Origin of the sequence: Micromonospora sp. NPDC048898, assembly GCF_043198035.1 — a bacterium.
In the GTDB taxonomy this organism is placed as follows: domain Bacteria; phylum Actinomycetota; class Actinomycetes; order Mycobacteriales; family Micromonosporaceae; genus Micromonospora.
In genome coordinates this window covers 142,734-168,638 of sequence record NZ_JBICUF010000007.1, presented here as the reverse complement: position 1 = coordinate 168,638, position 25,905 = coordinate 142,734, and the positions used below count along the sequence as shown (strand labels likewise).

Annotated in this window: 23 protein-coding genes; 17 read left to right on the top strand and 6 right to left on the bottom strand. The window is 71.9% G+C overall.

Annotated features, from left to right (window positions below; all coding sequences use genetic code 11):
- The first annotated feature begins 31 nt into the window (after nt 1-31).
- The 3 genes from ACGFIQ_RS20460 (at nt 32) to ACGFIQ_RS20450 (ending at nt 3,483) form a co-directional block, all read left to right on the top strand.
- Nucleotides 32-688 (top strand): TetR/AcrR family transcriptional regulator, encoded by a 657-nt coding sequence (locus tag ACGFIQ_RS20460; protein ID WP_393245725.1) that lies wholly within the window; start codon nt 32-34, stop codon nt 686-688.
- Between the two features lie 153 nt (nt 689-841).
- Nucleotides 842-2,296, top strand: a complete 1,455-nt coding sequence (locus ACGFIQ_RS20455; RefSeq protein ID WP_393245722.1) for an aldehyde dehydrogenase family protein — start codon at nt 842-844, stop codon at nt 2,294-2,296.
- Entirely contained in the window at nt 2,293-3,483 is a 1,191-nt protein-coding gene (locus tag ACGFIQ_RS20450; protein WP_393245720.1) for an alcohol dehydrogenase catalytic domain-containing protein, read from the top strand. Before ACGFIQ_RS20455 ends, ACGFIQ_RS20450 begins: the two co-directional genes overlap by 4 nt.
- 93 nt (nt 3,484-3,576) lie before the next feature.
- Here ACGFIQ_RS20450 and ACGFIQ_RS20445 read toward each other — a convergent pair whose 3' ends face one another.
- The gene (locus tag ACGFIQ_RS20445; protein WP_393245718.1) at nt 3,577-3,864 is read right to left on the bottom strand and encodes a hypothetical protein; all 288 of its coding nucleotides are present in this window, start codon (nt 3,862-3,864) and stop codon (nt 3,577-3,579) included.
- Nucleotides 3,865-4,054: 190 nt separating this feature from the next.
- Nucleotides 4,055-4,495 carry a DUF5980 family protein gene (locus tag ACGFIQ_RS20440; RefSeq protein ID WP_393245716.1) on the bottom strand — a complete coding sequence of 147 codons (441 nt, stop codon included), beginning with the start codon at nt 4,493-4,495 and terminating at the stop codon, nt 4,055-4,057.
- A gap of 405 nt (nt 4,496-4,900) precedes the next feature.
- On the opposite strand from ACGFIQ_RS20440, the gene ACGFIQ_RS20435 reads away from it, so the two are divergent.
- The 3 genes from ACGFIQ_RS20435 (at nt 4,901) to ACGFIQ_RS20425 (ending at nt 7,842) form a co-directional block, all read left to right on the top strand.
- Complete coding sequence (locus ACGFIQ_RS20435; protein ID WP_393245714.1) at nt 4,901-5,572, top strand: transcriptional regulator; 672 nt, start codon at nt 4,901-4,903, stop codon at nt 5,570-5,572.
- Between the two features lie 81 nt (nt 5,573-5,653).
- Entirely contained in the window at nt 5,654-7,222 is a 1,569-nt protein-coding gene (locus ACGFIQ_RS20430; RefSeq protein WP_393245712.1) for an MFS transporter, read from the top strand.
- A gap of 11 nt (nt 7,223-7,233) precedes the next feature.
- Nucleotides 7,234-7,842 (top strand): TetR/AcrR family transcriptional regulator, encoded by a 609-nt coding sequence (locus ACGFIQ_RS20425; RefSeq protein ID WP_393245710.1) that lies wholly within the window; start codon nt 7,234-7,236, stop codon nt 7,840-7,842.
- Between the two features lie 88 nt (nt 7,843-7,930).
- Here ACGFIQ_RS20425 and ACGFIQ_RS20420 read toward each other — a convergent pair whose 3' ends face one another.
- Both ACGFIQ_RS20420 and ACGFIQ_RS20415 read right to left on the bottom strand, forming a co-directional pair.
- Nucleotides 7,931-9,850, bottom strand: coding sequence for a helix-turn-helix domain-containing protein (locus ACGFIQ_RS20420; protein ID WP_393245708.1), 1,920 nt, complete (start codon nt 9,848-9,850; stop codon nt 7,931-7,933).
- A 14-nt stretch (nt 9,851-9,864) separates the two neighbouring features.
- Nucleotides 9,865-10,647, bottom strand: a complete 783-nt coding sequence (locus tag ACGFIQ_RS20415) for a 3-hydroxybutyrate dehydrogenase (RefSeq protein ID WP_393245706.1) — start codon at nt 10,645-10,647, stop codon at nt 9,865-9,867.
- A gap of 348 nt (nt 10,648-10,995) precedes the next feature.
- Here ACGFIQ_RS20415 and ruvC point away from each other — a divergent pair, with 348 nt between their 5' ends.
- The 8 genes from ruvC (at nt 10,996) to ACGFIQ_RS20375 (ending at nt 20,563) form a co-directional block, all read left to right on the top strand.
- Nucleotides 10,996-11,523: a crossover junction endodeoxyribonuclease RuvC gene (ruvC, locus tag ACGFIQ_RS20410; RefSeq protein ID WP_393245704.1), complete on the top strand. Its 528-nt coding sequence runs from the start codon at nt 10,996-10,998 to the stop codon at nt 11,521-11,523.
- Nucleotides 11,520-12,122: a Holliday junction branch migration protein RuvA gene (gene ruvA / locus ACGFIQ_RS20405; RefSeq protein ID WP_393245702.1), complete on the top strand. Its 603-nt coding sequence runs from the start codon at nt 11,520-11,522 to the stop codon at nt 12,120-12,122. Before ruvC ends, ruvA begins: the two co-directional genes overlap by 4 nt.
- Nucleotides 12,123-12,209: 87 nt before the next feature.
- Entirely contained in the window at nt 12,210-13,277 is a 1,068-nt protein-coding gene (gene ruvB / locus ACGFIQ_RS20400; RefSeq protein ID WP_393245700.1) for a Holliday junction branch migration DNA helicase RuvB, read from the top strand.
- Between the two features lie 140 nt (nt 13,278-13,417).
- The gene (gene yajC, locus ACGFIQ_RS20395) at nt 13,418-13,756 is read left to right on the top strand and encodes a preprotein translocase subunit YajC (protein WP_393245698.1); all 339 of its coding nucleotides are present in this window, start codon (nt 13,418-13,420) and stop codon (nt 13,754-13,756) included.
- A gap of 277 nt (nt 13,757-14,033) precedes the next feature.
- Entirely contained in the window at nt 14,034-15,941 is a 1,908-nt protein-coding gene (secD, locus tag ACGFIQ_RS20390; RefSeq protein ID WP_393245696.1) for a protein translocase subunit SecD, read from the top strand.
- A gap of 1 nt (nt 15,942) precedes the next feature.
- A complete protein-coding gene (secF, locus tag ACGFIQ_RS20385; protein WP_393245694.1) occupies nt 15,943-17,136 on the top strand; it encodes a protein translocase subunit SecF in 1,194 nt (397 codons plus the stop codon).
- A gap of 139 nt (nt 17,137-17,275) precedes the next feature.
- Nucleotides 17,276-17,842 carry an adenine phosphoribosyltransferase gene (locus tag ACGFIQ_RS20380; protein WP_357069255.1) on the top strand — a complete coding sequence of 189 codons (567 nt, stop codon included), beginning with the start codon at nt 17,276-17,278 and terminating at the stop codon, nt 17,840-17,842.
- A 198-nt stretch (nt 17,843-18,040) separates the two neighbouring features.
- Nucleotides 18,041-20,563: a RelA/SpoT family protein gene (locus ACGFIQ_RS20375; RefSeq protein ID WP_393245692.1), complete on the top strand. Its 2,523-nt coding sequence runs from the start codon at nt 18,041-18,043 to the stop codon at nt 20,561-20,563.
- A gap of 66 nt (nt 20,564-20,629) precedes the next feature.
- On the opposite strand, the gene ACGFIQ_RS20370 is transcribed toward ACGFIQ_RS20375, so the two are convergent.
- Together ACGFIQ_RS20370 and ACGFIQ_RS20365 are read right to left on the bottom strand one after the other, a co-directional pair.
- Nucleotides 20,630-21,469, bottom strand: a complete 840-nt coding sequence (locus tag ACGFIQ_RS20370) for a peptidylprolyl isomerase (protein ID WP_393245690.1) — start codon at nt 21,467-21,469, stop codon at nt 20,630-20,632.
- Nucleotides 21,470-21,528: 59 nt separating this feature from the next.
- On the bottom strand, nt 21,529-22,413 hold the full coding sequence (locus ACGFIQ_RS20365) for a peptidylprolyl isomerase (protein WP_393245688.1): 885 nt from the start codon (nt 22,411-22,413) through the stop codon (nt 21,529-21,531).
- A 271-nt stretch (nt 22,414-22,684) separates the two neighbouring features.
- On the opposite strand from ACGFIQ_RS20365, the gene ACGFIQ_RS20360 reads away from it, so the two are divergent.
- The 3 genes from ACGFIQ_RS20360 to ACGFIQ_RS20350 all read left to right on the top strand — a co-directional run bounded on the left by ACGFIQ_RS20360 (nt 22,685) and on the right by ACGFIQ_RS20350 (nt 25,810).
- Nucleotides 22,685-23,395 (top strand): MBL fold metallo-hydrolase, encoded by a 711-nt coding sequence (locus tag ACGFIQ_RS20360; RefSeq protein ID WP_393245686.1) that lies wholly within the window; start codon nt 22,685-22,687, stop codon nt 23,393-23,395.
- Nucleotides 23,396-23,468: 73 nt separating this feature from the next.
- The gene (gene hisS, locus ACGFIQ_RS20355; protein ID WP_393245684.1) at nt 23,469-24,797 is read left to right on the top strand and encodes a histidine--tRNA ligase; all 1,329 of its coding nucleotides are present in this window, start codon (nt 23,469-23,471) and stop codon (nt 24,795-24,797) included.
- Between the two features lie 77 nt (nt 24,798-24,874).
- On the top strand, nt 24,875-25,810 hold the full coding sequence (locus tag ACGFIQ_RS20350) for an acyl-ACP desaturase (RefSeq protein WP_393246022.1): 936 nt from the start codon (nt 24,875-24,877) through the stop codon (nt 25,808-25,810).
- Nucleotides 25,811-25,905: the final 95 nt, after the last annotated feature.

Genomic DNA, 25,905 nt, shown 5'->3' with positions numbered 1-25,905 from the left:
AGACCTGATGGCCGAGACCGTGAGGAGCGCAGTGCCCCGACCCCGCCAGCCCCGGCTGACCCGGCAACTGATCGTCGAGACAGCCACCGCGCTCATCGACGCCGAGGGCCTGCCCGCCTTCTCCACCCGGCGGCTCGCCGCCGAGTTGGGCGTGCGCGGGCCGTCGCTCTACAACCACTTCGCCACCAAGGACGAGATCCTCGACGCGGTCGCCGACACGGTCACCGGCGCCGTCGACACCAGCGGCTTCGCCAGCCGGGACTGGGCCGCCGCGCTGCACGACTGGGCCTGGTCGTACCGGCGGGCGCTCACCGCACACCCGAACATCGTGCCGTACCTGGCGCAGGGGCCTGGTCGTCGACCGGCCGCACTGGCCATGGCCGACGCGGTCTACGGCGGGTTGGTCCGCGCCGGCTGGCCGCCGGCCCGCGCCACCCACGTCGGTGCCGCACTGCGCTACTTCGTGGCCGGGTCGGCCCTTGGCTCGTTCGCCCGCGGCTTCGTCGAGGATCCGGAGCTGTACGCGGCGCACTACCCGCACCTGCGACAGGCGCACCGGCTCGCCGAGCACCAGCAGAGCGTGGACGAGGGCGCCTTCGCCCTCGGCCTGGACGCGCTGCTGCACGGTCTGGCCGCCGAGTACGCCCGCACCGTCGACCCGGTGGAGTCCGCCCGGCCCAGCGGGTAGCGTCCAAACTCCCAGCGCTAGTTTCATCGCCCGCCGCGACTCCGTCGCCATCACCCGCCGCGACTCCGTCGCCATCACCCGTCGCGACTCCGTCGCCATCACCCGCCGCGACCCCGTCCCCACCGCCGGTCGCCCACCCCCCGAAGGGACGCCATGGACCTCGCCGCCCCGCCGTCGCAGCTGCCCGACACCCTGCGCCTCCGGCACCACCTGCACGTCGGCGGCGAGTGGACCTCCCCCGCCGGCACCGACGTGATCGACGTGGAGAATCCGAGCACCGGCGCGCCGATCGGGCAGGTGCCCGCCGGCACGGCCGCCGACGTGGACCGCGCCGTCGCCGCGGCGCGCGCCGCCTTCCCCGGCTGGGCGGCCACCGCTCCCGGCGAACGCGCCGCCCACCTCGACCGGTTGCACGCCGCGCTCGCCGCACGCGCCGACGACCTCGTCCGCACCATCGCCGTGGAGCTGGGCTCGCCGCTCAAGCTCGCCACCCGCGTACAGGTCGGGCTGCCGTTGACAGTCCTGCGCGACCACGTCGCGCTCGCCGCCCGGCCGCCGGCCCAGGAGAGCATCGGCAACTCGCTCGTCGTCCGCGAGCCGGTCGGCGTGGTCGGCGCGATCACCCCGTGGAACTATCCGCTGCACCAGGTGCTGGCGAAGCTGGCGCCCGCGCTGGCCGCCGGCTGCACGGTGGTGCTCAAGCCCAGCGAGCTGACCCCGTTGACCGCGTACCTGCTCTTCGACGCGGTCGCCGAGGCCGGGTTGCCGCCGGGGGTGCTCAACCTGGTCCCCGGCACCGGGCCGGTGGTGGGTGAGGCCCTGGCCGGGCACCCCGACGTCGACCTGGTCTCGTTCACCGGCTCCACCGCCACCGGCGCGCGGATCATGCGGCTCGCCGCCGACCGCATCGCCCGGGTCGCGCTGGAGTTGGGTGGCAAGTCCGCGAACGTGATCCTTCCCGACGCCGACCTGGCCACCGCGGTCAAGGTGGGCGTCGGCAACGCCCTGCTCAACTCCGGGCAGACCTGCACGGCGTGGACCCGCATGCTGGTGCACCGCGACCGGTACGAGGAAGCACTCGACCTGGTCGCCACCGCGGTGGCCGGCTACCGGCTCGGCGATCCGTTCGACCCGGCCACCCGGCTCGGGCCGCTGGTCTCCGCGGCTCAGGCCGACCGGGTGCGTGGCCACGTCGACCGGGCCCTGGCCGACGGCGCACGGCTGGTCGCCGGCGGCCCGGACGCCCCGGTGCCGGCCCGGGGGCACTTCGTCGCCCCGACCGTCTTCGCCGACGTGCACCCCGACAGCGCGCTCGCCCAGGAGGAGGTCTTCGGCCCGGTGCTCGCCGTTCTCCCGTTCGGCGACACCGACGAGGCGGTCGCGATCGCCAACAACTCGCGGTACGGGCTGGCCGGCGCGGTCTGGTCCGCCGACACCGACGCGGCGCTCGCGGTGGCCCGACGGATGCGCACCGGCGCGGTCGACATCAACGGTGCTCCGTTCAATCCGCTCGCCCCGTTCGGCGGCTACAAGCAGTCCGGTCTGGGCCGCGAGTTGGGCGTGCACGGGCTCGCCGAGTTCTGCGAGCTGAAGGCGATCCAGCGATGAGCGGCACCGAGCCGGTCCCGGCGGGCGGCACCGAGACGTCCCCGGCGGGCGGCCGTGAGCCGGTCCCGGCCGCGCCGACGGTCGGTGCCGAGCCGGTGGCCGCGCCGGTCACCGTCCGCGCGCTTGTCGCGCGGGGTGTCGGCGCCGAGTTGCGAATCGAGCGGGTACGCCTGCCCGCCCCCGGCCCCGGCGAGGTGCGGGTGACGATCCGTGCCGCCGGCGTCTGCCACTCCGACCTGTCCATGGTGAACGGCACCATCGCCGCGAGGTTCCCGCTGGTGCTGGGGCACGAGGCGACCGGCGTGGTGGCCGAGGCCGGGCCGGGCAGCCGGCTGCGGGTCGGCACCGAGGTGGTGTTGAACTGGGCGCCGGCCTGCCGGGCCTGCTGGTGGTGTCGGCGCGGCGAGCCGTGGCTCTGCGCCGATACGACCGCCCCGACAGTGCCGCGCGGCGAGACCGACGACGGCGTACCGCTGAACCTGACCCTCGGCCTCGGCGCGCTCGCCGAGGCGGTGGTGGTGCCCGAGACCGCCGTCATCCCGATTCCCGCCGGTCTGCCCCCGGAGCAGGCCGCACTGCTCGGCTGCGCGGTGCTGACCGGCGTCGGCGCGGTCCGCAACACCGCCCGGGTAGCGCCCGGCGAGACCGTGGCGGTCGTCGGGCTCGGCGGGGTCGGGCTCGCCGTGCTCAGCGCGGCCCGCCGGGCCGGCGCAACGACGATCCTGGCCGTCGACGTGGCCGAGGCCAAACGGGACCTGGCGCTCGCCGCCGGGGCCACCGACTTCCTGCTCTCCGACGACCGGCTCTCCAAGGAGGTACGGGCGCGCACCGAGGGTCGGGGCGTCGACCACGCCTTCGAGTGCGTCGGGCGGGCCACCACCATCCGCGCGGCCTGGCGACTGACCCGGCGCGGGGGAACTGTGACAGTGGTCGGCATGGGCGCCAAGGACGACATGGTCAGCCTCGGCGCGCTGGACATCTTCCACTCCGCCCGCACCCTGCGGTCCTCGGTGTACGGCTCGTCGGACCCGGACCGGGAGGTGCCCGTGCTGGCCGCCGAGTTGGCCGGCGGTGCTCTGGACCTGGGCGTGCTGGTCAGCGGCACGGTCCCGTTGGACGAGGCCCCCGTGGCGTTCGATCGGCTGGCCCGGGGCGAGGGCGCTCGCTGGGTGGTCACCCTCGACTGAGCGCACCCGGCCTGCTTGATCGACTCGGCTTCCGTGAGGTCGGGGTGTCGGGACGTCCAGGACACCCCGACCTTCGGAAAGACGAGTGGACGGTCAGAAGGGCGGTGCGTCCTCGCCCATCAGCGCAAGGACGACGCCGCCCTTGCCGCTCTTGAGGCCCTGGACCACGACCCTGCCGGTGCTGCCGTCGGGCAGCTCCAACGTGAAGGTCTTTCCGACCGCGTTCTTGGGGCCGTTGCCGGCGCTGTTGGCGGGTCGGAAGTCACCCGCCCACGGTGGGGTCCCACCCCTGCGGGCGGGCTCGGCGAAGAGCGCGGCGGTGCCGGGGGTCCTGGTGCCGTCGGCGGAAAGGAGCACTGAGGCGCTGCGAAAGGTAGCCATATGCGCCAAGGCTAACCCGGACCGTGCGCGTTCGTGCACCACAGCTGTCCGTGCCGGCGATTCGGTGACCAACCGGGCGGCAGCGCTCGGCGAGAACGTGATCCTGCTGGTCAACCTCGCCTGGTCGGCGCGGCTCCTGCTGACCTTCATCCGCCGGTGTAGCCGGACGGTGCCCACCAGCGTGCCGCTCTCAGCAGGACGACCGGATGTCCAGGACGACCGGGACGCTCTGCGTGACGACGCCGTCGGTGGCCCGGAGTTGCGGCACGTACCGGCCGAGCGGGGCGTCGTGCAGGCGGAACGCGGCCAGGATCTGGACGATGTGGCCGTCCCCGGAGCCGGGCAGGGCGGTCAGCGGGCTGTACACCTCGGTGCCGTCGGGCATGCCGGTGTAGCCGACGCTGATCGGCGCCGACCAGGTCCCGTCGAGAACGACGAAGTAGTAGAGCGTGCGCGGATCGTCGGGGGTGGCACAGATCCGCTGCGGCAGGTCGACGAGCGTCCAGGTCGACGGGGTGGCAGTGGTCCTCGTGGCGGGTGCCGCGGAGGCTGGCGCGCCGACGACGAGGGCGAGCAGCGTGGTCGCCAGCGCGGCGGCGGCGATCTGTCGGGCGGTACGGAAGAACGTCACCATCGACTCCCAAGCTCTGCGACCGGCAGGGGCACGGGCGCGCCGAATGACGATGTCGCGAGACGTGCGACGCGACGATCCCGCAACCGCCGTTGGACGGGACGCCGGGCGAACAGCGCGGCCCACCGACCAGACTGGCAGAGGTATCTCAGAGGGCTCTGAAAAAGGAGGCCGGCAACCGACGCCGGGCGGCGCGCGGTTACTTATCGGTGACGATGCCGGGGTTGATGCGGCGACCCGGATTGGCGCCGTTCTTCTCGGCGTTCTCCAGCCGGCGGGTCACCCTGTCGCCGCGCTGACCCGCCGGCTGGCGGCCCGTCGCCGGGAAATCCCGCCACGGCGCATCCGCCGGGCGTCGTTCCAGCGAACTCCCGGGTAGCGAACGTCTACCCGGGGGTACGTCTGGTGCTGACCGATCCGATGCCGGCGGAGGCCGTGGAGATCGCGCACAAGCAGGTGTCGCTGGCGGCCGAGGAGCTGGACGGCACCGCTGTCGCCACGCTGGTGCTGGAGTTGGCCGACGCCTGGGGCGTACCGGCGCTCTGGGAGCAGGTCTGCCGCCCGTTGTTGGCCCGGCTGCGGGGGCGCGACGCCGCCGAGGTCACCGTCGAGCACGCCCTCTGCGAGGGGGTCCGGGTCGGGTTGGACGTGCACCGCCGGGAGCCGGGCCGGCCGCTGCCCGCCGGCGGGGTGCTGCTGGCCGGCGCCGAGCAGGAGACGCACTGCCTGGGTCTGCACGCGCTTGCCGCCGCGCTGCGCGAGCAGGGTCGCGGGTGTCTCCACCTCGGTCCCGCGCTGCCCTGGTCCGCGCTGACCAGCGCGGTGTACCGGGCACGCCCGCACACCGTCGTGCTCTGGTCGCAGACGCCGGTCACCGGCCGCGCGTACCGCCTGGTGCGCCTGGCGCGGGACTTTCCGCGCCTGCGGGTGTACGGAGCGGGGCCGGGCTGGATCGAGCCGCTCACCGCGCGGGTGGCCCACCTCGGCACGCTGTCGGACGCGGTCGCCGCCGTCCTGGCCGTCCCACCAGGGCGTGATGCGCACCACATACGATACGGATCGGTCCCGTATCGTTAATGCGCGTCGTACGCTGGCCCACGTTACGAGTCTGACCCGTATCGTATTGCGTCGCGGGGAAAGCGTGGGGGGAAACAACGCATGGAGCTGCACAACAACACGGGCCACCCGAGGAGGTGGGCGATCCTGGGGGTGCTGGTGATCAGCCTCCTCGTGGTCGTCCTCGACAACACGATCCTCAACGTCGCACTGCGCACCCTGGCCGACCCGACGCACGGTCTCGGGGCCAGCCAGGGCGAGCTGGAGTGGGCCATCAACTCCTACACGCTCGTCTTCGCCGGGCTGCTGTTCACCTTCGGGGTGCTCGGCGACCGCGCCGGCCGCAAGCGTTTTCTGATGATCGGTCTGGTGCTGTTCGGCCTGGCGTCGCTGCTCTCCGCGTACGCCCAGAGCCCCGGCCAGCTCGTCGCGGCCCGCGCCCTGATGGGGGTCGGCGGCGCGGCCATCATGCCGGTGACGCTGTCGATCATCTCCAACGTCTTCGACCCGCGTGAGCGTGGTCGGGCCATCGGTGTCTGGGCCGGAGCGGTCGGTCTCGCCGTGGCGATCGGCCCGATCCTCGGCGGCGCGCTGCTGGAGCACTTCTGGTGGGGCTCGGTCTTCCTGATCAACGTGCCGGTGGTCGTCGCCGGCGTGGTCCTGGTGGCACTGCTGGTCCCCGAGTCGCGTGACCCGCGGCCGGGTCGGGTCGACGTCCTGGGCGTCCTGCTCTCCGTGGTCGGCCTGGTCGCCCTCTCCTACGGCATCATCGACGGCGGCGAGCACGGCTTCGACCGCCCGGTGGCCTGGGGCTCGATCCTGGTCGGCATCGCGGTGCTGACCTGGTTCGTGCAGCACTCGCGGCGCAGCGACCACCCGTCGCTGGACGTCCGGCTGTTCAAGGTGCCGAGGTTCGCCGCACCCGTGGCCATCATCGGCCTGGTGTTCTTCGCCGCCATGGGCTCGATGTTCTTCGGCTCGTTCTACCTGCAACTGGTCCGCGACTACAGCCCGCTGCAGACCGGTCTGCTCTTCCTGCCCTTCGCCGGCGCCCAGCTGATCTTCGCACCGCGCAGCGCCGCGATGGTCCGCCGCTACGGCGGCCGGGCCGTCGCCACAGTCGGGCTGGCGCTGACCGCGGTCTCCCTCGGCGCCTTCGTCTTCATCGGCGCCTCCACCCCGATCTGGATCGTGCTGCTCGTCTTCCTCATCCAGGGCGCCGGAATGGCCAACATCATGCCGCCGGCCACCGAGTCGATCATGTCGGCGCTGCCCCGGGAGAAGGCAGGTGTGGGCTCCGCGGTCAGCAACACCATCCGCCAGGTGGCCGGCGCGCTCGGCGTGGCGATCATCGGCTCGGTGCTCTCCGCCGTCTACCGCAGCGACATCGGTGACGCGCTGACCGGCCTGCCCACGCAGGCCCGCGACGCGGCCAACGAGTCGATCTCCGGGGCGTACGCGGCGGCGGGCCAGCTCGGCCCGGCGGCGCCGGGGCTGATCTCGGCGGCCAACGACGCCTTCGTCACCGCCATGCACTGGGCGGCCGGGCTCTCCGCGGTGATCGCCGCGGTCGGGATCATCGTGGTGCTGCGCTGGATGCCGGGTCGGGAGGAGACCAGCGTCGCCCCGGCGGCTCCGGTCGCCGAACCCGAGCTGGCCGGATCGGTGTAGGTCCGTAAAGAATGGCGGACATGACGTCCACTGCCGATGCTCCGCGGTCGCCCGGGCGACCGCGGAGCATCCGCGCCGACGAGGCGATCATCGAGGCCACCCTCGACCTGCTCGCCGAGGGCAGCACCATCGAGGCACTCTCGATCGAGGCGATCGCCGCCCGCGCCGGGGTCGGCAAGGCCACCATCTACCGCCGCTGGGCCGGCAAGGACGCGCTGCTGCTGGATGCCCTGCGTCGACTCAAGGGCATCATGGCGCAGCCGGCCGGCCACTCGGTCCGCGACGACCTGGTGCTGCTCGTCGGCGCGATCGGTAAGAACATCGACCCGCGGGCAGCGAAGATCATGCCCTGTCTGGTGCCCGCCGTGAACCGCAGCCCGGACCAGTTCCAGCTCTACCAGAACATCATCGCGCCCCGGCGGCAGCTGATGCGCGACGTGCTGCGGCGCGGCATCGACGAGGGCCTGCTGCGGCCCGACATCGACCTGGAGGTGACGATGGCCCTGCTCACCGGGCCGATGCTGATCCAGCGGGTGCTGCAATGGAACCCGGAGCTGGACGAGCGGGCCCTGCCCGAGCAGGTCGTCGACGCCGTGCTGGAGGGCATCCGCGTCCGCTGAGGCGGGTGTCGCCGGGTGCTGCGGGTGTGCGCGTCCGCGCGTTCGCCGAGGCCGGTGATTCTGCGGCGTCCGCGCGTGCGGGCGTCGCTCAGCCGGCCGGGACGCGGAGCCGGTGCAGGCGCAGCGCGAGCTGCACCTCCAACGCCCGCTCGGGCCGTTGCCAGTCCGCGCCGAGCAACTGCCCGACCCGCTCCAACCGCTGGGTCACCGTGTTGACGTGCACGTGCAGCTGCTCGGCCGCCCGGGCCAGACTGCCACCCACCCCGAAGTACGCCTCCAACGTCTTCACCAGAGCCGTGCCCCGCCGGGCGTCGTAGTCGACCACCGGCCCGACCGTCGCGTCGAGAAACTGGGTCACGTCCTTCTCGCCCCGGTCACCGACCGTGCCCAGCAGCAGCCCGACGAAGCCCAACTCGGCGGTGCTCGCCCCCTGGCCGGCCCGACCCAGCGCACCCAACGCCGTCAGGCACCGGTCCGCCTCCTGGAACGTCCCGGCCAACGCCGCCGGGCCGTTCGTCGGGCCGCTCGCCCCGGCGGTCACCGGACGTCCGGTCACCCGGGACAGGTCCCGGGCAACCGCACGGGCACTGCCGCCCGCGTCCAGCCCCGGCAACATCAACACCACCCGACCGTCGCGTGCCGCCGCCAGGCCACCCCGCGCCGAGGCGTACGTGGTGGCCCAGGAGAGCACCCGCTGCCGGGCTGAGCCGGTCGCGGCGATCGCGTCGTCGCCCACCGCCACCAGCACGTGCGGCGCGTCCAGGTCCACCCCGAGCCGCCGGGCCCGGCTGCGCAGCGCGTCGGTGTCGCGCAGCGGTCGGGCGATCAGGTCGTCCAGCAGTTCGCCGCGTACCCGCCCCTCCGCCTCGGCGACCGTCCGGCGGAACAGCAGCAGCAGCGCGGTCACCAGCGCCGCCCGTTCCAGGATGCGCTGGTCGGCGTCGACCAACTCGTCATCCGGGCGCAACACCAGGGCACCCAGGTTCTCCGCGCCCGCCACCACCGCCGCGTACCAGAGTGGGCCCCGGCGCACACTGCGCCCCTCGGTGCGGGACGCCGCCACCGCCTCCACGATGTCCGCCCGGTCCGGCTCGTCGATCTCACCCACCCGGGCCAGCAGGCGCCCCTCGGCGTCCAGCGCCAGCAGCGCACCACCCAGCACCTCGGTCACCGCCGCCGCCACGTCCTCCACACCACCGCCGCGCAGCACCAGGGCCGTCATCCGGTCGTGAGCCGCCGCCGCCCGCTCCACCGAGCTGCTGTGCGCCCGGATGGTGGTGTTCGCCGCCGACAACTCGGCCAACGCCGAGCGGGTCTCGGCCAGCAGCCGGGCGGTGTCGATCGCCACCGCGGCGTGCGCGGCCAGCGACACCAGCAGTGCCACCTCCTCCCGGACGAACGGCCGGGCCGAACGGTTGGCCGCGTAGAGCACACCGATCGAGGTCGAACCGAGCCGCAGCGGCACCCCGAGGATCGCCACCAGGCCCTCCTCGCCAACCCCGGCGTCGATCTCACCGGTGTGGTGGAAGCGCGCGTCCTCGCCGTAGTTCGCGGTGACGTACGGCGCGCCGGACTGGGCCACCAGACCGCCCAGGCCGGCGCCCATCGGCAACCGCAGGCGCTGGAAGCGGGCCGAGACCGACCCGTCGGTCACCCGCATGTAGGTGTCGCCGCGCTCGTCGTCGTCGAGGGTCATGTAGGCCACGTCCGCGCCGAGCAGGTTGCGGGCCCGGTGCACGATCGCCCGCAGCACGTCGTCCAGGTCACGCAACCCGGCCAGGTCGCTGACCGTGTCGTACAGGCCGGACAGCTCGGTCTCACGGCGACGCCGACGCTCCAGCAGCGCGCGGACCCGCAACGCCACCGACCTGGCCTGCTCCAGCTCGGTCAGCCGCTCCGCCGGCAGCCCCGCGGCCCGCGCCGCCACCAGCGGCCCCTCGAACTCGACAGCCGCGGCCTCGCGGGCGAGCAGCTCCAGGAACTCCACCGGCGATGACATGGTCGACATTGTGCTCAGCCCCACTAGTTGGCCGTCCAGCCCCCGTCGAGGGCGATCGACGTACCGGTGATGAACGCCGCGGGCGGCGAGCAGAGGTACGCCAGCAGTTCGGCGACCTCCTCCGGCTCGATCAGTCGCTTGATCGCGGCCCGCGCCAGCATGATCTTCTCGACCACCTCGGCCTCGTCGATGCCGTGGCTGGCCGCCTGGTCGGCGATCTGGCTCTCCACCAGCGCCGTACGCACGTACGCCGGATTGATACAGTTGGCGGTCACCCCGTGCGCGGCGCCCTCTAGGGCGACCACCTTCGACAGCCCCTCCAGCGCGTGCTTGGCCGAGACGTAGGCCGCCTTGTACGGCGAGGCGCGCAGCCCGTGCACCGAGGAGATGTTGACGACGCGGCCCCAGCCCCGGGCGTACATGTGCGGCAGCGCCCGGCGGATCAGCAGGAACGGCGCCTCCACCATCACCCGCTGGATGTACTCGAAGCGTTCGACGGGAAAGTCCTGCAGCGGCGCGACGTGCTGGAGCCCGGCGTTGTTCACCACGATGTCCACGTCCACGTCGAGGCGGCCCACCGCCGCGGCGTCGGACAGGTCCACGCCCTCGGCCCGGCCACCGACCGCGGCGGCCACCGCCCTGGCCGCCTCCAGGTCGCGATCCACCACGAGCACCTTGGCGCCGGCCGCGCCCAGCCGCAGGGCACACGCCCGCCCGATGCCGCCGCCGCCCCCGGTGACCAGGGCGGTCCGACCGGCGAGGTCGAGCTGTACGACGTGGGGGACCGCCACGGGTTCTGCCGTCATGGCGCAAGAAGTTACGAGCTGTGTGCGCCCCGGCACATGGGTCAGCAACACATACTCCGACGCCAGGCTGTGTGGCCCGCCCGCCCCACCGTCCGACGGGTTCGACAAGGTCGGCTCGTCCCTGGAGGCGCACCTGAAGGTCATCGGCGGCACGTCCCCGTCCCGCCACGCGCTCGCGGTGCTTTCGTGCCGCGCTCGCCGCACGCTTCCGCCGCGCAGTCCGCGGGGGTGCGGGGGTGCGGAGGGGCGCAGCGGGGGTGCGGGAGGGCGTGTCCCGTGGGGCTGGTGGGAAGGGCGCCGGTTAGGGTGTCGAACACACGTACTGCTGACGGCTGGGGAGGGGGCGGCGTGCGCGTACTCGGTGTGGACCCGGGGTTGACCCGGTGCGGGGTGGGTGTGGTCGAGGGTGTGCCGGGGCGGCCCTGCACTCTCGTCGCCTACTACGTGGTCTACACCGACCCGGCCGACGACCTGCCGCTGCGCCTTTTGCACCTGGACCGGTCGCTGACCGATCTGGTCGCCGAGCACCAGCCGGACAGCGTCGCCGTCGAGCGGGTGTTCAGCCAGCACAACGTGCGGACGGTGATGGGCACCGCGCAGGCCAGCGGCGTCGCCGTGCTGGCCGGGGCGCGCGCCGGTCTGCCGGTGCAGACGTACACGCCGAGCGAGGTGAAGGCGGCCGTGACCGGGTCCGGTCAGGCCGACAAGGCGCAGATGACCGCGATGGTCACCCGGCTGTTGCGACTGGCCGAGCCGCCGAAGCCGGCCGACGCCGCCGACGCGCTCGCCCTGGCCATCTGCCACGTGTGGCGCGGGGGGACCCGCTCCAAGCTGGCCGCGGCAGCCGACCGGGTACGACGAGGAGGAGCACGATGATCGCCAGCGTGCGCGGCACGGTGACCGCGACGGGTCCGGATCAGGCCGTGATCGAGGTTGGCGGCGTCGGCCTCGCCGTGCACTGCGCCCCGGGGACTCTCGCGGAGCTGCGGGTCGGCCAGGTCGCCCGGCTGGCCACCAGCCTGGTCGTGCGGGAAGATTCGCTGACCCTCTACGGCTTCGCCGACGACGACGCGAAGTCGTTGTTCGAGCTGCTCCAGACCGCCAGCGGGGTGGGCCCGCGACTGGCGCAGGCGGTGCTTGCCGTGCACAGCCCGGACGCGGTGCGCAAGGCGATCGCCAACGCCGACACGGCCGCGTTGACCCGGGTGCCCGGGATCGGCAAGAAGGGTGCGGAACGGCTGGTGCTGGAGCTGCGCGACCGGATCGGCCCGGTGCCGATCGGCGTCGACGGCGTCGCCGGGGTGACCCGCGGCAGTTGGCCCGACCAGGTTCGGCAGGCGCTTGTCGGGTTGGGTTGGACGGCTGGCCAGGCCGATCAGGCGGTGGCGGCGGTGGCGGAGACGATCGAGGGCGCGACGCCGCCGGTGCCGGTCCTGCTGAAGCAGGCCATCCGCCTGCTGGGTCGCACCCGATGAGCGCACGGCGGCAACGGGAGGCGGCACGGTGAGCGCGAGGAGTGAGCCGGGGTTGCGAGCCCCGCAGTCGCGAGTGATGAGGGCACGGTGAGCGAGACCGACGGGCTCGTCTCGGCGTACGTCAGTGACGCGGACCGGGACGCGGAGGCCACGGTCCGGCCGCGGCGGCTGGCCGAGTTCATCGCTCAGGACCGGGTGCGGGACCAGCTTGACCTGTTGTTGCAGGGCGCGATGCGGCGCGGGTCGCCCCCGGATCACATTCTGCTGTCCGGCCCACCCGGCCTGGGCAAGACGAGTCTGGCCAACATCGTCGCCGCCGAGCTGGGCGCGGGTATCCGGGTGACCAGCGGCCCGGCGATCGAGCGTTCCGGGGATCTGGCGGCGATCCTGACCAGTCTCGCCGAGGGGGATGTGCTCTTCATCGACGAGATCCACCGCATCGCGCGTCCGGCCGAGGAGTTGCTCTACAGCGCGATGGAGGACTTCCGGGTCGACGTGGTGGTCGGCAAGGGGCCGGGAGCGACGGCGATCCCGCTGGATGTGGAGCCGTTCACCCTGGTCGGCGCGACGACCCGTTCGGGTCTGTTGACCGGGCCGATGCGGGACCGGTTCGGTTTCGTCGCGCACCTCGACTTCTACGCCCCGGCGGATCTGGAGACGCTGCTGCACCGTTCGGCGCGGATTCTCGGTGTGCCGATCACCCCGGAGGGCGCGACGGAGATCGCGGGTCGGTCCCGGGGCACGCCGCGGATCGCCAACCGGCTGTTGCGCCGGGTCCGCGACTACGCCGAGGTGCGGGCAGACGGCGTGGTCGATGTCGACACCGCCCGTGCCGCGTTGATCGTGTACGACGTGGACGCGCTCGGGTTGGATCGGCTGGACCGGGCGGTGCTGAGCGCGCTTGTCGACTCGTTCCGGGGTGGCCCGGTGGGTCTGTCCACTCTTGCCGTGGCGGTGGGGGAGCAGCCGGACACGGTCGAGGAGGTCTGCGAGCCGTTCCTGGTGCGTGCTGGTCTGTTGGCCCGTACGCCTCGGGGGCGGGTGGCCACCGAGGCCGCCTGGCGGCATCTGGGGCGCACTCCACCGAATGGTACGTTTGGCATGGATAGTCCACCTGTGCCCGATCTGTTCTCCTTGGATACCGATCAGCCGTGATGTGAACGTGATCTGTGCCGCATTCGGTGTTCTCAGGTGCAGGGTTTAGACTTCGCCGCGGTCTGTACAGGACGTGAGATTCCGCCTCCGCTCCGGCACCCCGGGTGCTGGGACGGCGGCCAGTGGGAGGGTCAGTAACCGTGCATTACATAGCAGCGGGCGCCACGGGCGGCGGTATCACGCCGGTCCTGATGATCGTTCTGCTCTTCGGCGTCATGTATTTCATGATGATCCGACCCCAGCAGAAGCGCCGCCGTGAGGCGGAGTCGATGCAGTCCGGGCTCGGCCCGGGCGACGAGGTCGTCACCATCGGCGGGCTCTACGGCACGGTCACCGGCATCGAGGACGACACCGTCCTGATCGAAGTCGCTCCGGGCGTGCAGACCCGCTACGCCCGGGCCGCCATCGCTCGGGTGGTCACCCGCGCGGAGCTGCCGAGCGAGCCGATCAGTGGGGACGCCGACGTCATCAAGGAATGACGTCTTCTCCCGGGGGTGGCGAGTCCGGCATACGGCCGGTCGACCGGCTTCCGGGCCACCGCTCCCGACGGGGCAGCGGACGAGACGTGAAAACTGGATAGTTGGGTCGACGGCGGGCGTCGGCACGTTTTCCTGACCATCGGCGTTGCGCGCCGGGGTGTCCGGGCCACGTGTCGCGATCTCGTCGGCTCAGGTCAGACCCGTCAGCCGGGACCCCCGGCCCGACACCGCCGCCGCTGCACACAGCGGCGCGACCGCACAGGGAGACAGGACAGCCGTGGCACCACCTCAGGGACAGATGCGCCCCGGGCGGCAGCTCGCCGTGCTCGGGTTCATCTTCGTCGTCCTCTACCTACTGGTGTTCTTCTCCGGCGGCGCCAAGGGCAGCTTCCAGGACCGGCTCGAGCCTCGGCTCGGTCTGGACCTGATCGGCGGCACCCGGGTGACGTTGGAGGCGAGAAACAGCATCGGCGGCAAGGCCCCGACGGCGGAGAATCTCGAGGAGGCTCGGCAGATCATCGAGAGCCGGGTCAACGCGTTCGGCGTGGCCGAGGCCGAGGTGGTCACCGAGGGCAACCGGAACATCGTCATCTCCCTGCCCGGTGAGAACCGCAACCTGGACAACGTGGGCAACGCGGCCGAGCTGCGCTTCCGCAAGGTGCTCAAGGGTGCCGACGGCAGCGGGACGGCCGCCGCGCCGCCGGCTGCCACGCCGTCCGGCAGCGCCGCACCGACCCCGTCCGGCAGCGTGGCCCCGACCCCGTCGGGCAGCAGCGCGCCGAAGGTGACCTCGTCGCCCAGCGGTGGTCAGGGCGGGATGGCCCCGGCATCGCCCAGCGCCACGCCGACTCCCTCCGCGTCCGCGTCGGCCTCGGCGAGTGCCGCGCCCAGCGCGAGTGCCAGCGAGGAGCCGGTGTCGGCAAGCATCGAGGAGCAGCGCAAGGCCGTCGAGCAGAAGGTCGGCGCCGCCGCCTGGCAGGCCGCCAACGGGTTGCAGGCCCCCGCCGACCTGACCGCCGACCCGTCGCTCGCGGACAAGCTCAAGCCGTTCGCCACGCTGTCGGCGCAAGAGGTCGCCGTGCTGTCGGCGCAGATGCAGTTCAACGTGCCGACCATCGGCTGCACGCAGCTCGACGCGCGCCCCCCGGCGTCGATCTCCGACGCCAAGCAGCAGGTCGTCTCCTGCGAGGGCGGCGCCTCGAAGTACCTGCTCGACCAGGCCAAGGTGCTGGGCACCGACGTGTCCGACGCCGACGCGGTGCTCGACCAGACCAACGCCTGGGTGGTCAGCCTCGACTTCACCGGCGACGGTCAGGGCAAGTGGACCGCCCTGACCCGCGAGTCGTTCACCAACGAGGGTCAGGCCTGCGACGCCACCGCGCTCGGTCAGGACGGCAAGTGCCGGGTGGCCGTCGTACTGGACAACAAGATCGTCTCCTCCCCGGAGATCCAGGCCGTGCTGACCGGCAACTCGCAGATCACCGGCAGCTTCACCCAGAAGGACGCGAGCGCGCTCGCCGGCCAGCTGCGCTACGGCGCGCTGCCGGTGACCTTCAAGCAGCAGGAGGCGCAGAACGTCACCGCCACGCTGGGTGCCAGCCACCTGCGCGCCGGCCTGCTCGCGGCCGGCATCGGCATGCTGCTGGTCATCATCTACTCGTTCTTCTACTACCGGCTGCTCGGCTCGGTGATCTTCCTGAGCCTCATCCTCTCCGCGCTGCTCGTCTTCGGCGCGCTCGTGGTGCTCGGCCGGCAGATCGGCTTCACGCTCACCCTCGCCGGCATCGCCGGCATGATCGTCTCACTCGGTGTGGCGGCGGACTCGTTCGTCATCTACTTCGAACGACTGAAAGACGAGATCCGCGAGGGCCGTAGCCCACGTAGCGCGGTGCCGCGCGCCTGGATGCGGGCCCGCCGCACGATCATCTCGGCCAACGCGATCACCCTGCTCTCCGCTGTGGTGCTCTACGTGGTCTCGGTCGGCACGGTCAAGGGCTTCGCCTTCGCCCTCGGTCTGGCCACCGTGCTGGACCTGGTCGTGGTCTTCCTCTTCCGGCACCCGATCATGACGATGTTCGCCCGCACCCGGGCGTTCCTGTCCCCGCGGGTCAGCGGTCTGGGCCGGGCACTGCCGGCCCGCAACCAGCCGACTCAGCCCCGCAACCCGCGCGCCAAGGAGGCCTGAGATGGCTGAAAACGGTCTGGCGAGCCGCCTCTACAACGGCGAGGCCGGTCTCAACATCGTCGGCCGCCGCAAGCTCTGGTTCGGTGTCGCCGGCACCCTGATCCTGATCGCGCTGCTCAGCTTCGGCCTGCGCGGGTTCAGCCTCGGCATCGAGTTCGCCGGCGGCAACTCGTTCCAGGTGCCGGCCAGTGTCGGCACCCTGGAGGACGCCGAGCGGGAGGTCAACTCTGCTCTCGCCGCCCAGAACACCGGCATCGAGGTGGCCACCGCGCAGAAGGTCGGCGGCACCGGCGGTGACACCTACGAGCTGCGGACGCAGCAGCTCGACGCCGAGAAGACCAACGCGGTCAAGGGTCAGATCGCCCAGGATCTCGGCATCAACCCGGATCAGATCAGCAGCAACCAGGTCAGCGAGGCGTGGGGCAGCCAGGTGACGCAGCGGGCCGTGCTCGGTCTGGTCATCTTCATCGCGCTGGTGATGGTCTATCTGATCCTGCGCTTCGAGTGGCGGATGGCCGTCGCCGCGGTCGCGTCGCTGATCACCAACCTGATCCTCACCGCCGGCATCTACTCGCTTGTCGGCTTCGAGGTCACCCCGTCGACGATCATCGGCTTCCTCACCATCCTGGGCTTCGCGCTCTACGACGTGGTGGTGGTCTTCGACAAGGTCCAGGAGAACACCCGGGGCATCACCGCCAGCAACACCCAGACGTACGGCGAGGCGGCCAACCTGGCCGTCAACCAGAGCCTGATGCGCTCGTTGAACACCTCGGTGGTCGCCCTGTTGCCGGTCGGTGGTCTGCTCTTCATCGGTGCCGGCCTGCTCGGCGCCGGCACGCTGAAGGACCTCGGCCTGGTGCTGTTCGTCGGTATGGCTGTGGCGTTCCTGACCTCCATCCTGGTGGCCACGCCGCTGCTGGCCCTGCTGAAGAACTACGACCCGCGCATCCAGGCGCACAACAAGCGCGTCCTGGCCCGGCGGGGCGCGCTCGCCCGGGGCGAGGTCACCGGCAAGGGTGCGGTGAGCCCGGCCCAGGGCCAGGCGACCGACGAGCAGCTCGACCCGGACGCCGCCGCGCTGGCCGGTGCCGCACCCAAGGTGGGCGCTCGTCCGGCGGGTAAGCGGCCGACCGGTGCCCGGGGCGGTCGCCCGGGTGGTGGCGGCAACCGGCCGGGTGGCGCCAAGCGGCGCTGACCCGCAACGTTACGAACCGAACGGCGTCCGGCATGCTGTGCGAGCAGCCCGGGGCTGTGTCGACGCTCCTCGGCTCGACCGAGGAGCTCGACGCCGCCCCAGCCGGACGCCGTCGTCGTCGAAGGGAAACGCAACAGCCGTGACGGAGACCCACAGCACCGCGGCGCACGGGGACAGCGGCCCGGAGGCCGCCCGACTTGTCGCCAGCCGGGTGCTGGACGTGCCCGACTTCCCCAAGCCCGGTGTCCTGTTCAAGGACCTGATGCCGCTGTTCGCCGACGGCAAGGCGTTCCGTGAGGTGATCGACGGGATCGTCGCGTACCACGGTCGGGACGCCTTCGACGTGGTGGTCGGCATCGAGGCGCGCGGGTTCGTCGTCGCCGCGGCCGTCGCGTACGCGACCGGGGTGGGCGTGGTGCCGGTGCGCAAGGCCGGCAAGCTGCCCCGCCCGGCGCACTCGGTCTCCTACGCCCTCGAGTACGGCGAGGCGACCCTTGAGGTGCACGAGGACGCCTTCACCGCCGGGCACCGGGTGCTGGTGGTCGACGACGTGCTGGCGACCGGCGGCACCGCCGAGGCGACACTGGACCTGGTGGAGCGGGCCGGCGGGACCGTGGCCGGCTTCACCGTGCTGCTGGAGCTGGGTTTCCTGGGTGGGCGGGAGCGGCTGGCCCCGCGTCCCGTCCATGCCCTGCTGACCGTTTGAGCCCATCGGTGGCGCACTGACCGTTTGGTCCGAGGTGCGCCGGGCGGCGCCTGCGCCGACCGTCCGGCGGAGCGGCAGCGGACCGTCCGTGCGGGTAGCATTGCCCTTTGCTGACGCCGGCGGTACGCCGTCCGGCGGGGCGAGACCAGGCCGGCCGATGTTCGGCAGGTGTTTTTCCGGCGAGCGGTGAGGAGGCCGGTGTCCCACGATGTCGTCCCTCCGGCGGAGGGCACGGTGCACCCGACAGGCGACGCTGACGGCACGGTGACCGACCGGGCAGGCGACGCGCCGGCCCGGGTGACGGGCGCCGGCAGCGGCTCTGGCGGTGCTGCGGGCGAGAGCCTGGCACAGCCGATCAGTGGCCCGCCCAGCGTCGAGGCGTCCCCCGGTGCCGACGGGGTGGTGGTGCCGTTCCCGAGTGACGCCGGCGTCGACCCGTCGCCGAGCGGTGGTTTCGGGCTGTCCAACGCGCCCACCGGCCGGCGGGTGCGGGCCCGGTTGGCCCGGTTCAACGCGCCCTGGCAGACCTCGCAGGTCAGTGAGGTGCTGGAGCCGCTCATCGCGAGCCACCGGGACAACCACCCCAAGGCCGACGCCCGCCTGCTCCAGCGCGCCTTCGACACGGCCGCGCGGTGGCACTCCGGGCAGTACCGCAAGTCCGGTGACCCGTACATCACCCACCCGCTCGCGGTGGCGACCATCCTCGGCAACCTGGGGATGGACACCACCACGCTCGTCGCCGCGCTGCTGCACGACACCATCGAGGACACCGAATACACCCTCGACGCGATGCGCGCCGACTTCGGTGGCGAGGTGGCCCTGCTGGTCGACGGCGTCACGAAGCTCGACAAGGTCAAGCTGGGCGACGCGGCCAAGGCCGAGACGATCCGCAAGATGGTCGTGGCGATGGCCAAGGACCCGCGGGTGCTGGTGATCAAGCTGGCCGACCGGCTGCACAACATGCGTACCCTGACCTTCCTGCCGCGCCCCAAGCAGGAGCAGAAGGCCAAGGAGACGCTGGAGATCCTGGCGCCGCTCGCCCACCGGCTCGGTATGAACACGATCAAGTGGGAGCTGGAGGACCTGTCCTTCGGCACGCTGTTCCCGAAGCGCTACGAGGAGATCAACCGGCTGATCGGGGAGCACCAGCCGCAGCGTGAGTCGCTGTTGCGGCAGGTGACCCAGAAGGTCGGCACCGACCTCAAGGCCGCCAAGATCAAGGCGGAGACCACCGGCCGGCCGAAACACCTCTACTCGATCTACCAGAAGATGATCGTGCGGGGTCGCGACTTCAACGACATCTACGACCTGGTCGGTGTGCGGATCCTGGTCGACACCGTGCGCGACTGCTACGCGGCGCTGGGGGTCATCCACGCCAACTGGCAGCCGGTGCCGGGCCGCTTCAAGGACTACATCGCGATGCCCAAGTTCAACATGTACCAGTCGTTGCACACGACTGTCATCGGGCCCACCGGCAAGCCGGTGGAGATGCAGATCCGCACGTACGCGATGCACCGCACCGCGGAGTTCGGCATCGCCGCGCACTGGAAGTACAAGGAGCACAAGGGCACCCAGATCGTCGGCCCGCCCGCGCACATCGACGAGATGACCTGGCTGCGGCAGTTGCTGGACTGGCAGCGGGAGGCGGCCGACCCGAGCGAGTTCCTGGACGCGCTGCGCTTCGACCTGTCCAGCCAGGAGGTGTACGTCTTCACCCCGAAGGGTGACGTCATCCCGCTGCCGACCGGGTCGACACCCGTGGACTTCGCGTACGCGGTGCACACCGAGGTGGGGCACAAGTGCATCGGGGCGCGGGTCAACGGCAAGCTGGTGCCGCTGGAGTCGACGCTGTCCAACGGCGACGTGATCGAGATCTTCACGTCGAAGTCCGAGACGGCCGGCCCGACTCAGGACTGGCTGGGCTTCGTCAAGAGCCCCCGGGCGCGCACGAAGATCCGCCAGTACTTCAACAAGGAACGGCGCGAGGAGGCGATCGAGGCCGGCAAGGACGCGATCGTCAAGGCGATGCGCAAGCAGGGCATGCCGTTGCAGCGGATGCTCACCTCCGACGCGCTGATGTCGATCGCCCGGGACCTGCACCTGGCCGACGTGGCCTCGCTCTACGCGGCGGTCGGCGACAGCCAGGTCTCCGCCCAGTCGGTGGTGCAGAAGCTGATGGCCGCGTACGGCGGCGAGGAGGGCGCGGCGGAGGACATCGCCGAGACCGCCGTCGCCACCCGGCCACCGCGCAGCCGGCAGAGCAGCAACGACCCGGGCGTGGTGGTCCGGGGCGTCAGCGACGTCTGGATCAAGCTGGCCCGCTGCTGCACCCCGGTCCCCCCGGACTCGGTGTTCGGCTTCGTCACCCGCTCCGGCGGGGTGAGCGTGCACCGCGACGACTGCGCCAACGCCGAGGACCTGCGGGCCCAGAGCGAACGGGTGGTCGAGGTGAGTTGGAAGCTCACCTCCGCCTCGACGTTCCTGGTCGCCATCCAGGTCGAGGCACTGGACCGGCACAAGCTGCTGGCCGACGTCACCCGGGTGCTCTCCGACGAGCGGGTCAACATCCTCTCCGCCACCGTCACCACCACCCGCGACCGGGTGGCGGTGAGCCGGTTCAGCTTCGAGATGGCCGACCCGAAGCACCTGGGCCACCTGCTGGCCACGGTCCGCAAGGTGGACGGCGTCTTCGACGCGTACCGGGTCACCTCCGGCGCCTGACGCGTACCCCGGACACGACAGCGCCCGCCGGCTCAGCCGGCGGGCGCCTGGTCGTCTGCGCGGGTCTCAGCCCTGCGGTGGGCTCATCGCGAGGTCCTTGATGATGACCTCCTTCTTCGGGTGGCCACCACCGGCCTGCTGGGCGAACGCCCCGTCGTCGCCGGCCTTGGCCACGTCCTTGACGAGGTCCATGCCACCGGTGATGGTGCCCAGCACCGTGTACGCCGGGTCCAGCGGTGAGTCGCCGTAGACGATGAAGAACTGGCTGCCGGTGCTGCCCGGGTCCTGCGACTTGGCCATCGCGATGACACCCTCCGGGTACGGCGGGCGCTTGTCGGTGGGCAGGTTCTCCTCGGCCATGCGGTAGCTCGGCCCGCCCTGGCCGTCGGTCTCCCGCCAGCCGTTGCCGGTGGCGCTGGGGTCGCCGCACTGCAACACCTTGATGCCCTCGCTCACGAGGCGGTGGCACTTGGTGTTGTCGAAGAAGTTCTTCTCCGCGAGGTAGCTGAAGCTGCCCGCCGTGCAGGGGACCTTCGACCTGTCGACCTTGGCCGTGATCGGGCCCAGGTTGGTGTCGATCGTCATGGTCTGCACGCCGGTCGCGGACTGCTGGTTGCTCGGCACCCCGACGTCCTTGATCTGCGGGGGCCGCTGTTCGGTGGGCAGCGCGTTGAACGCGCACTCGGCCGTGCCGGCCGCCGGCGCGGCGGTGTCCTTCTTGTCGTCGTCGCCGCCGAGGCTCACCGCCAGCCAGACGGTGCCGGCGACCACGAGCACCAGCACGGCTGCCGCGCTGACGATCGCCTGCGTCTGCCGGCGCTTGCGGGCCTTGGCCGCGCGCTCGGCCATCTCCTTCTCGAGCCGGGCGCGTGCCGCCGCGCGCTGCCGCTCTCTGGTGGACGTCACGCCTGGATCCTCCTGGCTGTCTGCTGCTGGGTGCCGTGTGGGTGGGTGGTGGCGGCCGGTCAGCCGGCGCTCGGGCTGCTGGACGGCGCGCCGGAGGCCGACGACGCCGGTGCCGCCCCGGTGACCGGCTCACCGACGGTGAGGCTCTGGATCGTCACGTCGGTGCTGGGCTTGACCTTGGCCCCGGTCCCATTGTCCACGGTCGGGAGGGCGCCGATCTTTTCCACCACGTCCAGCCCGCCGGTCACCCGGCCGATCACCGGGAACTTCGGGTCGGTGGTGGTGAAGTCCTTGAAGAAGATCAGGAACTGGCTGCCGTTGTTGCCCGGCGGGTTGGCGATCATCGCCACGGTGCCCTTCGGGTACGTCGGCGGCTGGCCGGGGGCCGGGCTGGCCGACGGGGACGCCGACGGCACGGTGGGCAGCTCCTCGTCGTAGAACGAGTAGGTCGGCCCGCCGAGGCCGGTGCCGCTCGGGTCGCCGCAGCGCAGCGCGCCGTCGGCGGTGATCTCGTGGCACTTGGTGTTGTCGTAGAACGACCGGCTCGCCAGGTGCGCGATGCTCGCCGCCGCGCACGGCGAGTTGGTCAGGTTCAGCTCCGCGGTGATCGGCGCACCCTGGTTGGTGGTCACGGTCATCGCCCGGGTGCCCGCGGTGGGAATGTCCTTGGTCGCCGGGGTGCCGACGTCCTTGAGGTTGGTGTTTGCCGTCGCGTCCTGCGGCGTCCAGAGGCAGGTGTCCTCCGCGGCCGTCTTCTGCTTCGAGTCGGAGTCGAACGCTCCGAGTGCCCAGGCGGAGCCGGCCACGACCAACACGAGGATCAGGGCGGCGCCGACACCGGCCTGGATCTGCCGACGACGCCGCGTGGCGGCGGCCCGGCGAGCCAACTGCCGGTCGAGCTTGGCCCGCGCCAGTTTGCGCTGCCGGTCCCTGCTGGAAGCCACAGGTGCTCCCCTTTCCTCTACCTGGTCGTCGCCGGCGGCCGGGCACCCCGGCCCGTCCGGGCGTCACGTGTGCCGCGCCACACGCCCGCCAGAGTGTACGGCTAGTGACTGGGAAAGTGGTGTACGAGGTCCACCCCGTCCCGAGCAGCGCTTATCGGGCGACGTCACTGTGCCGTGCGGGGCGGGTGGGACGGACGCGGCAAACTCGCTCTGCGCTTCCCGATAGGCTGCTGGGCAGGACGACCAGCCGCTCGACGAAAGGACAGCGCCCGTGCTCGTGGCCGGCTTTCCCGCGGACGCCTTCGGCACCAACTGCTACGTGGTTGCCACCGCGCCGGGGGAGCAGTGCGTGGTGGTCGACCCCGGCATCGGGGTGCTCGACCAGCTCGACGCGCTGCTCGCCGAGCACCGCCTGCATCCGGCCGCCGTGCTGCTCACCCACGGCCACCTCGACCACACGTTCTCGGTCGCGCCGGTCTGCGGCGCGCGGGGCATCACCGCCTACGTGCACCCCGGCGACCGGGAGATGCTTGCCGACCCGACCAAGGGCCTCTCCACCGACCTGAGGTCGCTGTTCGGCGGCCGACTGAGCTACACCGAGCCGGACGACGTGGCCGAGCTGACCGACGGCGCGACCCTCACCCTCGCCGGCCTGGAGATCGCCGTCGACCACGCACCGGGCCATACCGGCGGGTCGGTGCTGTTCCGGCTGCCCGGCGCGGGCTCGGGCTGGGAGGCGGACGAGATCTGCCTCTCCGGCGACGTCCTCTTCGCCGGGTCGATCGGCCGCACCGACCTGCCGGGCGGGAGCATGCCGGCCATGCTCACCAGCCTGCGCGACAAGATCCTTCCGCTGGCCGACGACACCGTCGTGCTGCCCGGCCACGGCCCGAGCACCACCATCGGCCGCGAGCGCGCCAGCAACCCGTACCTCGTCGAGGTGGCCGGCACGACGCCGGCCGCACCGACCCGGGGCCTCTAGTTCTTTCGTCCGCGCCGCGCGCGGACCCACGACACCACCGCGCCGCGGGCGCGGAACCGCAAGGAGTACGCCGATGAGCAAGCCCACGCCCATCTCCGGGTTCCCGGAGTGGACCCCCGGCCAGCGGATGATCGAGCAGTTCGTGCTCGACCGGATCAAGACCACCTTCGAGCTGTACGGCTTCGCGCCGCTGGAGACCCGCGCCGTGGAGCCGCTGGACCAGCTGTTGCGCAAGGGCGAGACCTCGAAGGAGGTCTACGTGATCCGTCGGCTGCACGCCGACGCCGAGGGAGCCGGCGGCGACGACCAGCTCGGCCTGCACTTCGACCTGACCGTGCCGTTCGCCCGCTACGTGCTGGAGAACGCCGGCAAGCTGACCTTCCCGTTCCGCCGCTACCAGATCCAGAAGGTGTGGCGGGGTGAGCGACCGCAGGAGGGCCGCTACCGGGAGTTCGTCCAGGCCGACATCGACATCGTCGACCGGGACACCCTGGCCGCGCACCACGAGGCGGAGATGCCGCTGGTCATCGGGGACGCGCTGCGTTCGCTGCCGATCCCGCCGGTGACCATCCAGGTGAACAACCGCAAGATCTCGGAGGGCTTCTACCGGGGCATCGGGCTCACCGACCCGGAGGCGGCGCTGCGGGCGATCGACAAGCTCGACAAGATCGGCCCGGCGAGGGTGGCCGACCTGCTGGCCGAGACCGCCGGGGCGAGCGAGGCGCAGGCCAAGGCGTGCCTGGCGCTGGCCGAGATCTCCGCACCGGACGCGTCGTTCGCCGACGCCGTACGCGCGCTCGGGGTGAACGACCCGATGCTCGACGAGGGCATCGAGGAGCTGGTCCGGGTGGTGCAGACCGCGGCCGAGCACTCGCCCGGCCTCTGCGTGGCGGACCTGCGCATCGCCCGTGGCCTGGACTACTACACCGGCACCGTCTACGAGACCCAGCTGCGCGGCTACGAGCGGTTCGGCTCGATCTGCTCCGGCGGCCGGTACGACAACCTGGCCAGCGCCGGTGCCGTCTCGTACCCCGGGGTGGGGATCTCGATCGGGGTGACCCGGCTGCTCGGGCTGCTCTTCGGCGCGGGGGAGCTGTCGGTGTCCCGTTCGGTGCCCACCTGTGTCCTGGTGGCGTTGGCCGACGAGGAACACCGCCCGGCCAGTGGCCGGATCGCGGCGGCGCTGCGGCGGCGCGGCATCGCCACCGAGGTCTCGCCGAGCGCGGCGAAGTTCGGCAAGCAGATCCGTTACGCCGAGCGGCGCGGCATCCCGTACGTGTGGTTCCCGGGGGCGGACGGCGCCCCGGACGAGGTGAAGGACATCCGTTCGGGTGAGCAGGTCACGGCCGATGCGGAGGAGTGGGCGCCACCCCTGGCGGACCGCAAACCGACGGTCGGCTGAGTCTCACCACTGGCGCTCATGGTCGCGGGGACCTACGGTAGCGTAAGTTACGCCACCGTAGGGAGTTTCTCGTGACCATGAGCACCGCACTGAGCCAGACCGCGCTCCTCCTCGAGTTGGAGCCGGTGGTTGCCCGCAACCTCGACCGCCACCTTTCGCTGGCCAAGGAGTGGTTCCCGCACGAGTACGTGCCGTGGAGCGAGGGCCGGACCTTCGACGGGCCGCTGGGCGGCGAGGCGTGGTCGCCCACCGACTCCACGATCCCGGACGTGGCCCGCACCGCGCTGATCGTGAACCTGCTGACCGAGGACAACCTGCCCTCGTACCACCACGAGATCGCCACCCTGTTCGGCCGGGACGGCGCGTGGGGCACCTGGGTGCACCGGTGGACCGCGGAGGAGGGGCGGCACGGTGTCGCGATCCGCGACTACCTGACCGTCACCCGGGCGGTCGACCCGGTGGCGTTGGAGCGGGCCCGGATGACGCACATGTCCGAGGGCTACACCAACGCCCACGGCGACGAGGTGCTGCACTCGCTGGCGTACGTCTCGTTCCAGGAGCTGGCCACCCGGATCTCGCACCGCAACACCGGCAGGGCCACCGGCGACCCCGCCTGCGAGGCGCTGCTCGCCCGGGTGGCCGCCGACGAGAACCTGCACATGGTCTTCTACCGCAACCTGCTCGCCGCCGCGTTCGAGCTGGCCCCGAGCCAGGCCATGCGGGCCGTCGCCGACGTGGTGGCCGACTTCCAGATGCCGGGCGCCGGCATCGACGGTTTCGCCCGCAAGTCGGTGGCGATCGCCCTGGCCGGCATCTACGACCTGCGCCAGCACCGCGACGAGGTGTTGCAGCCGGTGCTGCGCCAGTGGGACGTCTTCAACGTGACGGGCCTCGACGCCGACGGCGAAGCCGCCCGCGAGCAGCTGGCGGCGCAACTGGACACTTTGGACAAGGCGGCGAGCCGCTTCGAGGAAAAGCGCGACGCGAGAGCCGCCCGCCTAGCCCTGCGCTAAACCCCCCAACCCCGCCCCTTTGCCATGCCCCCACCCATCTCCATTTCGTTGATCATGGAGTTGTCGCCACTCGCGCCGGCGTGTCAGGGCAATAA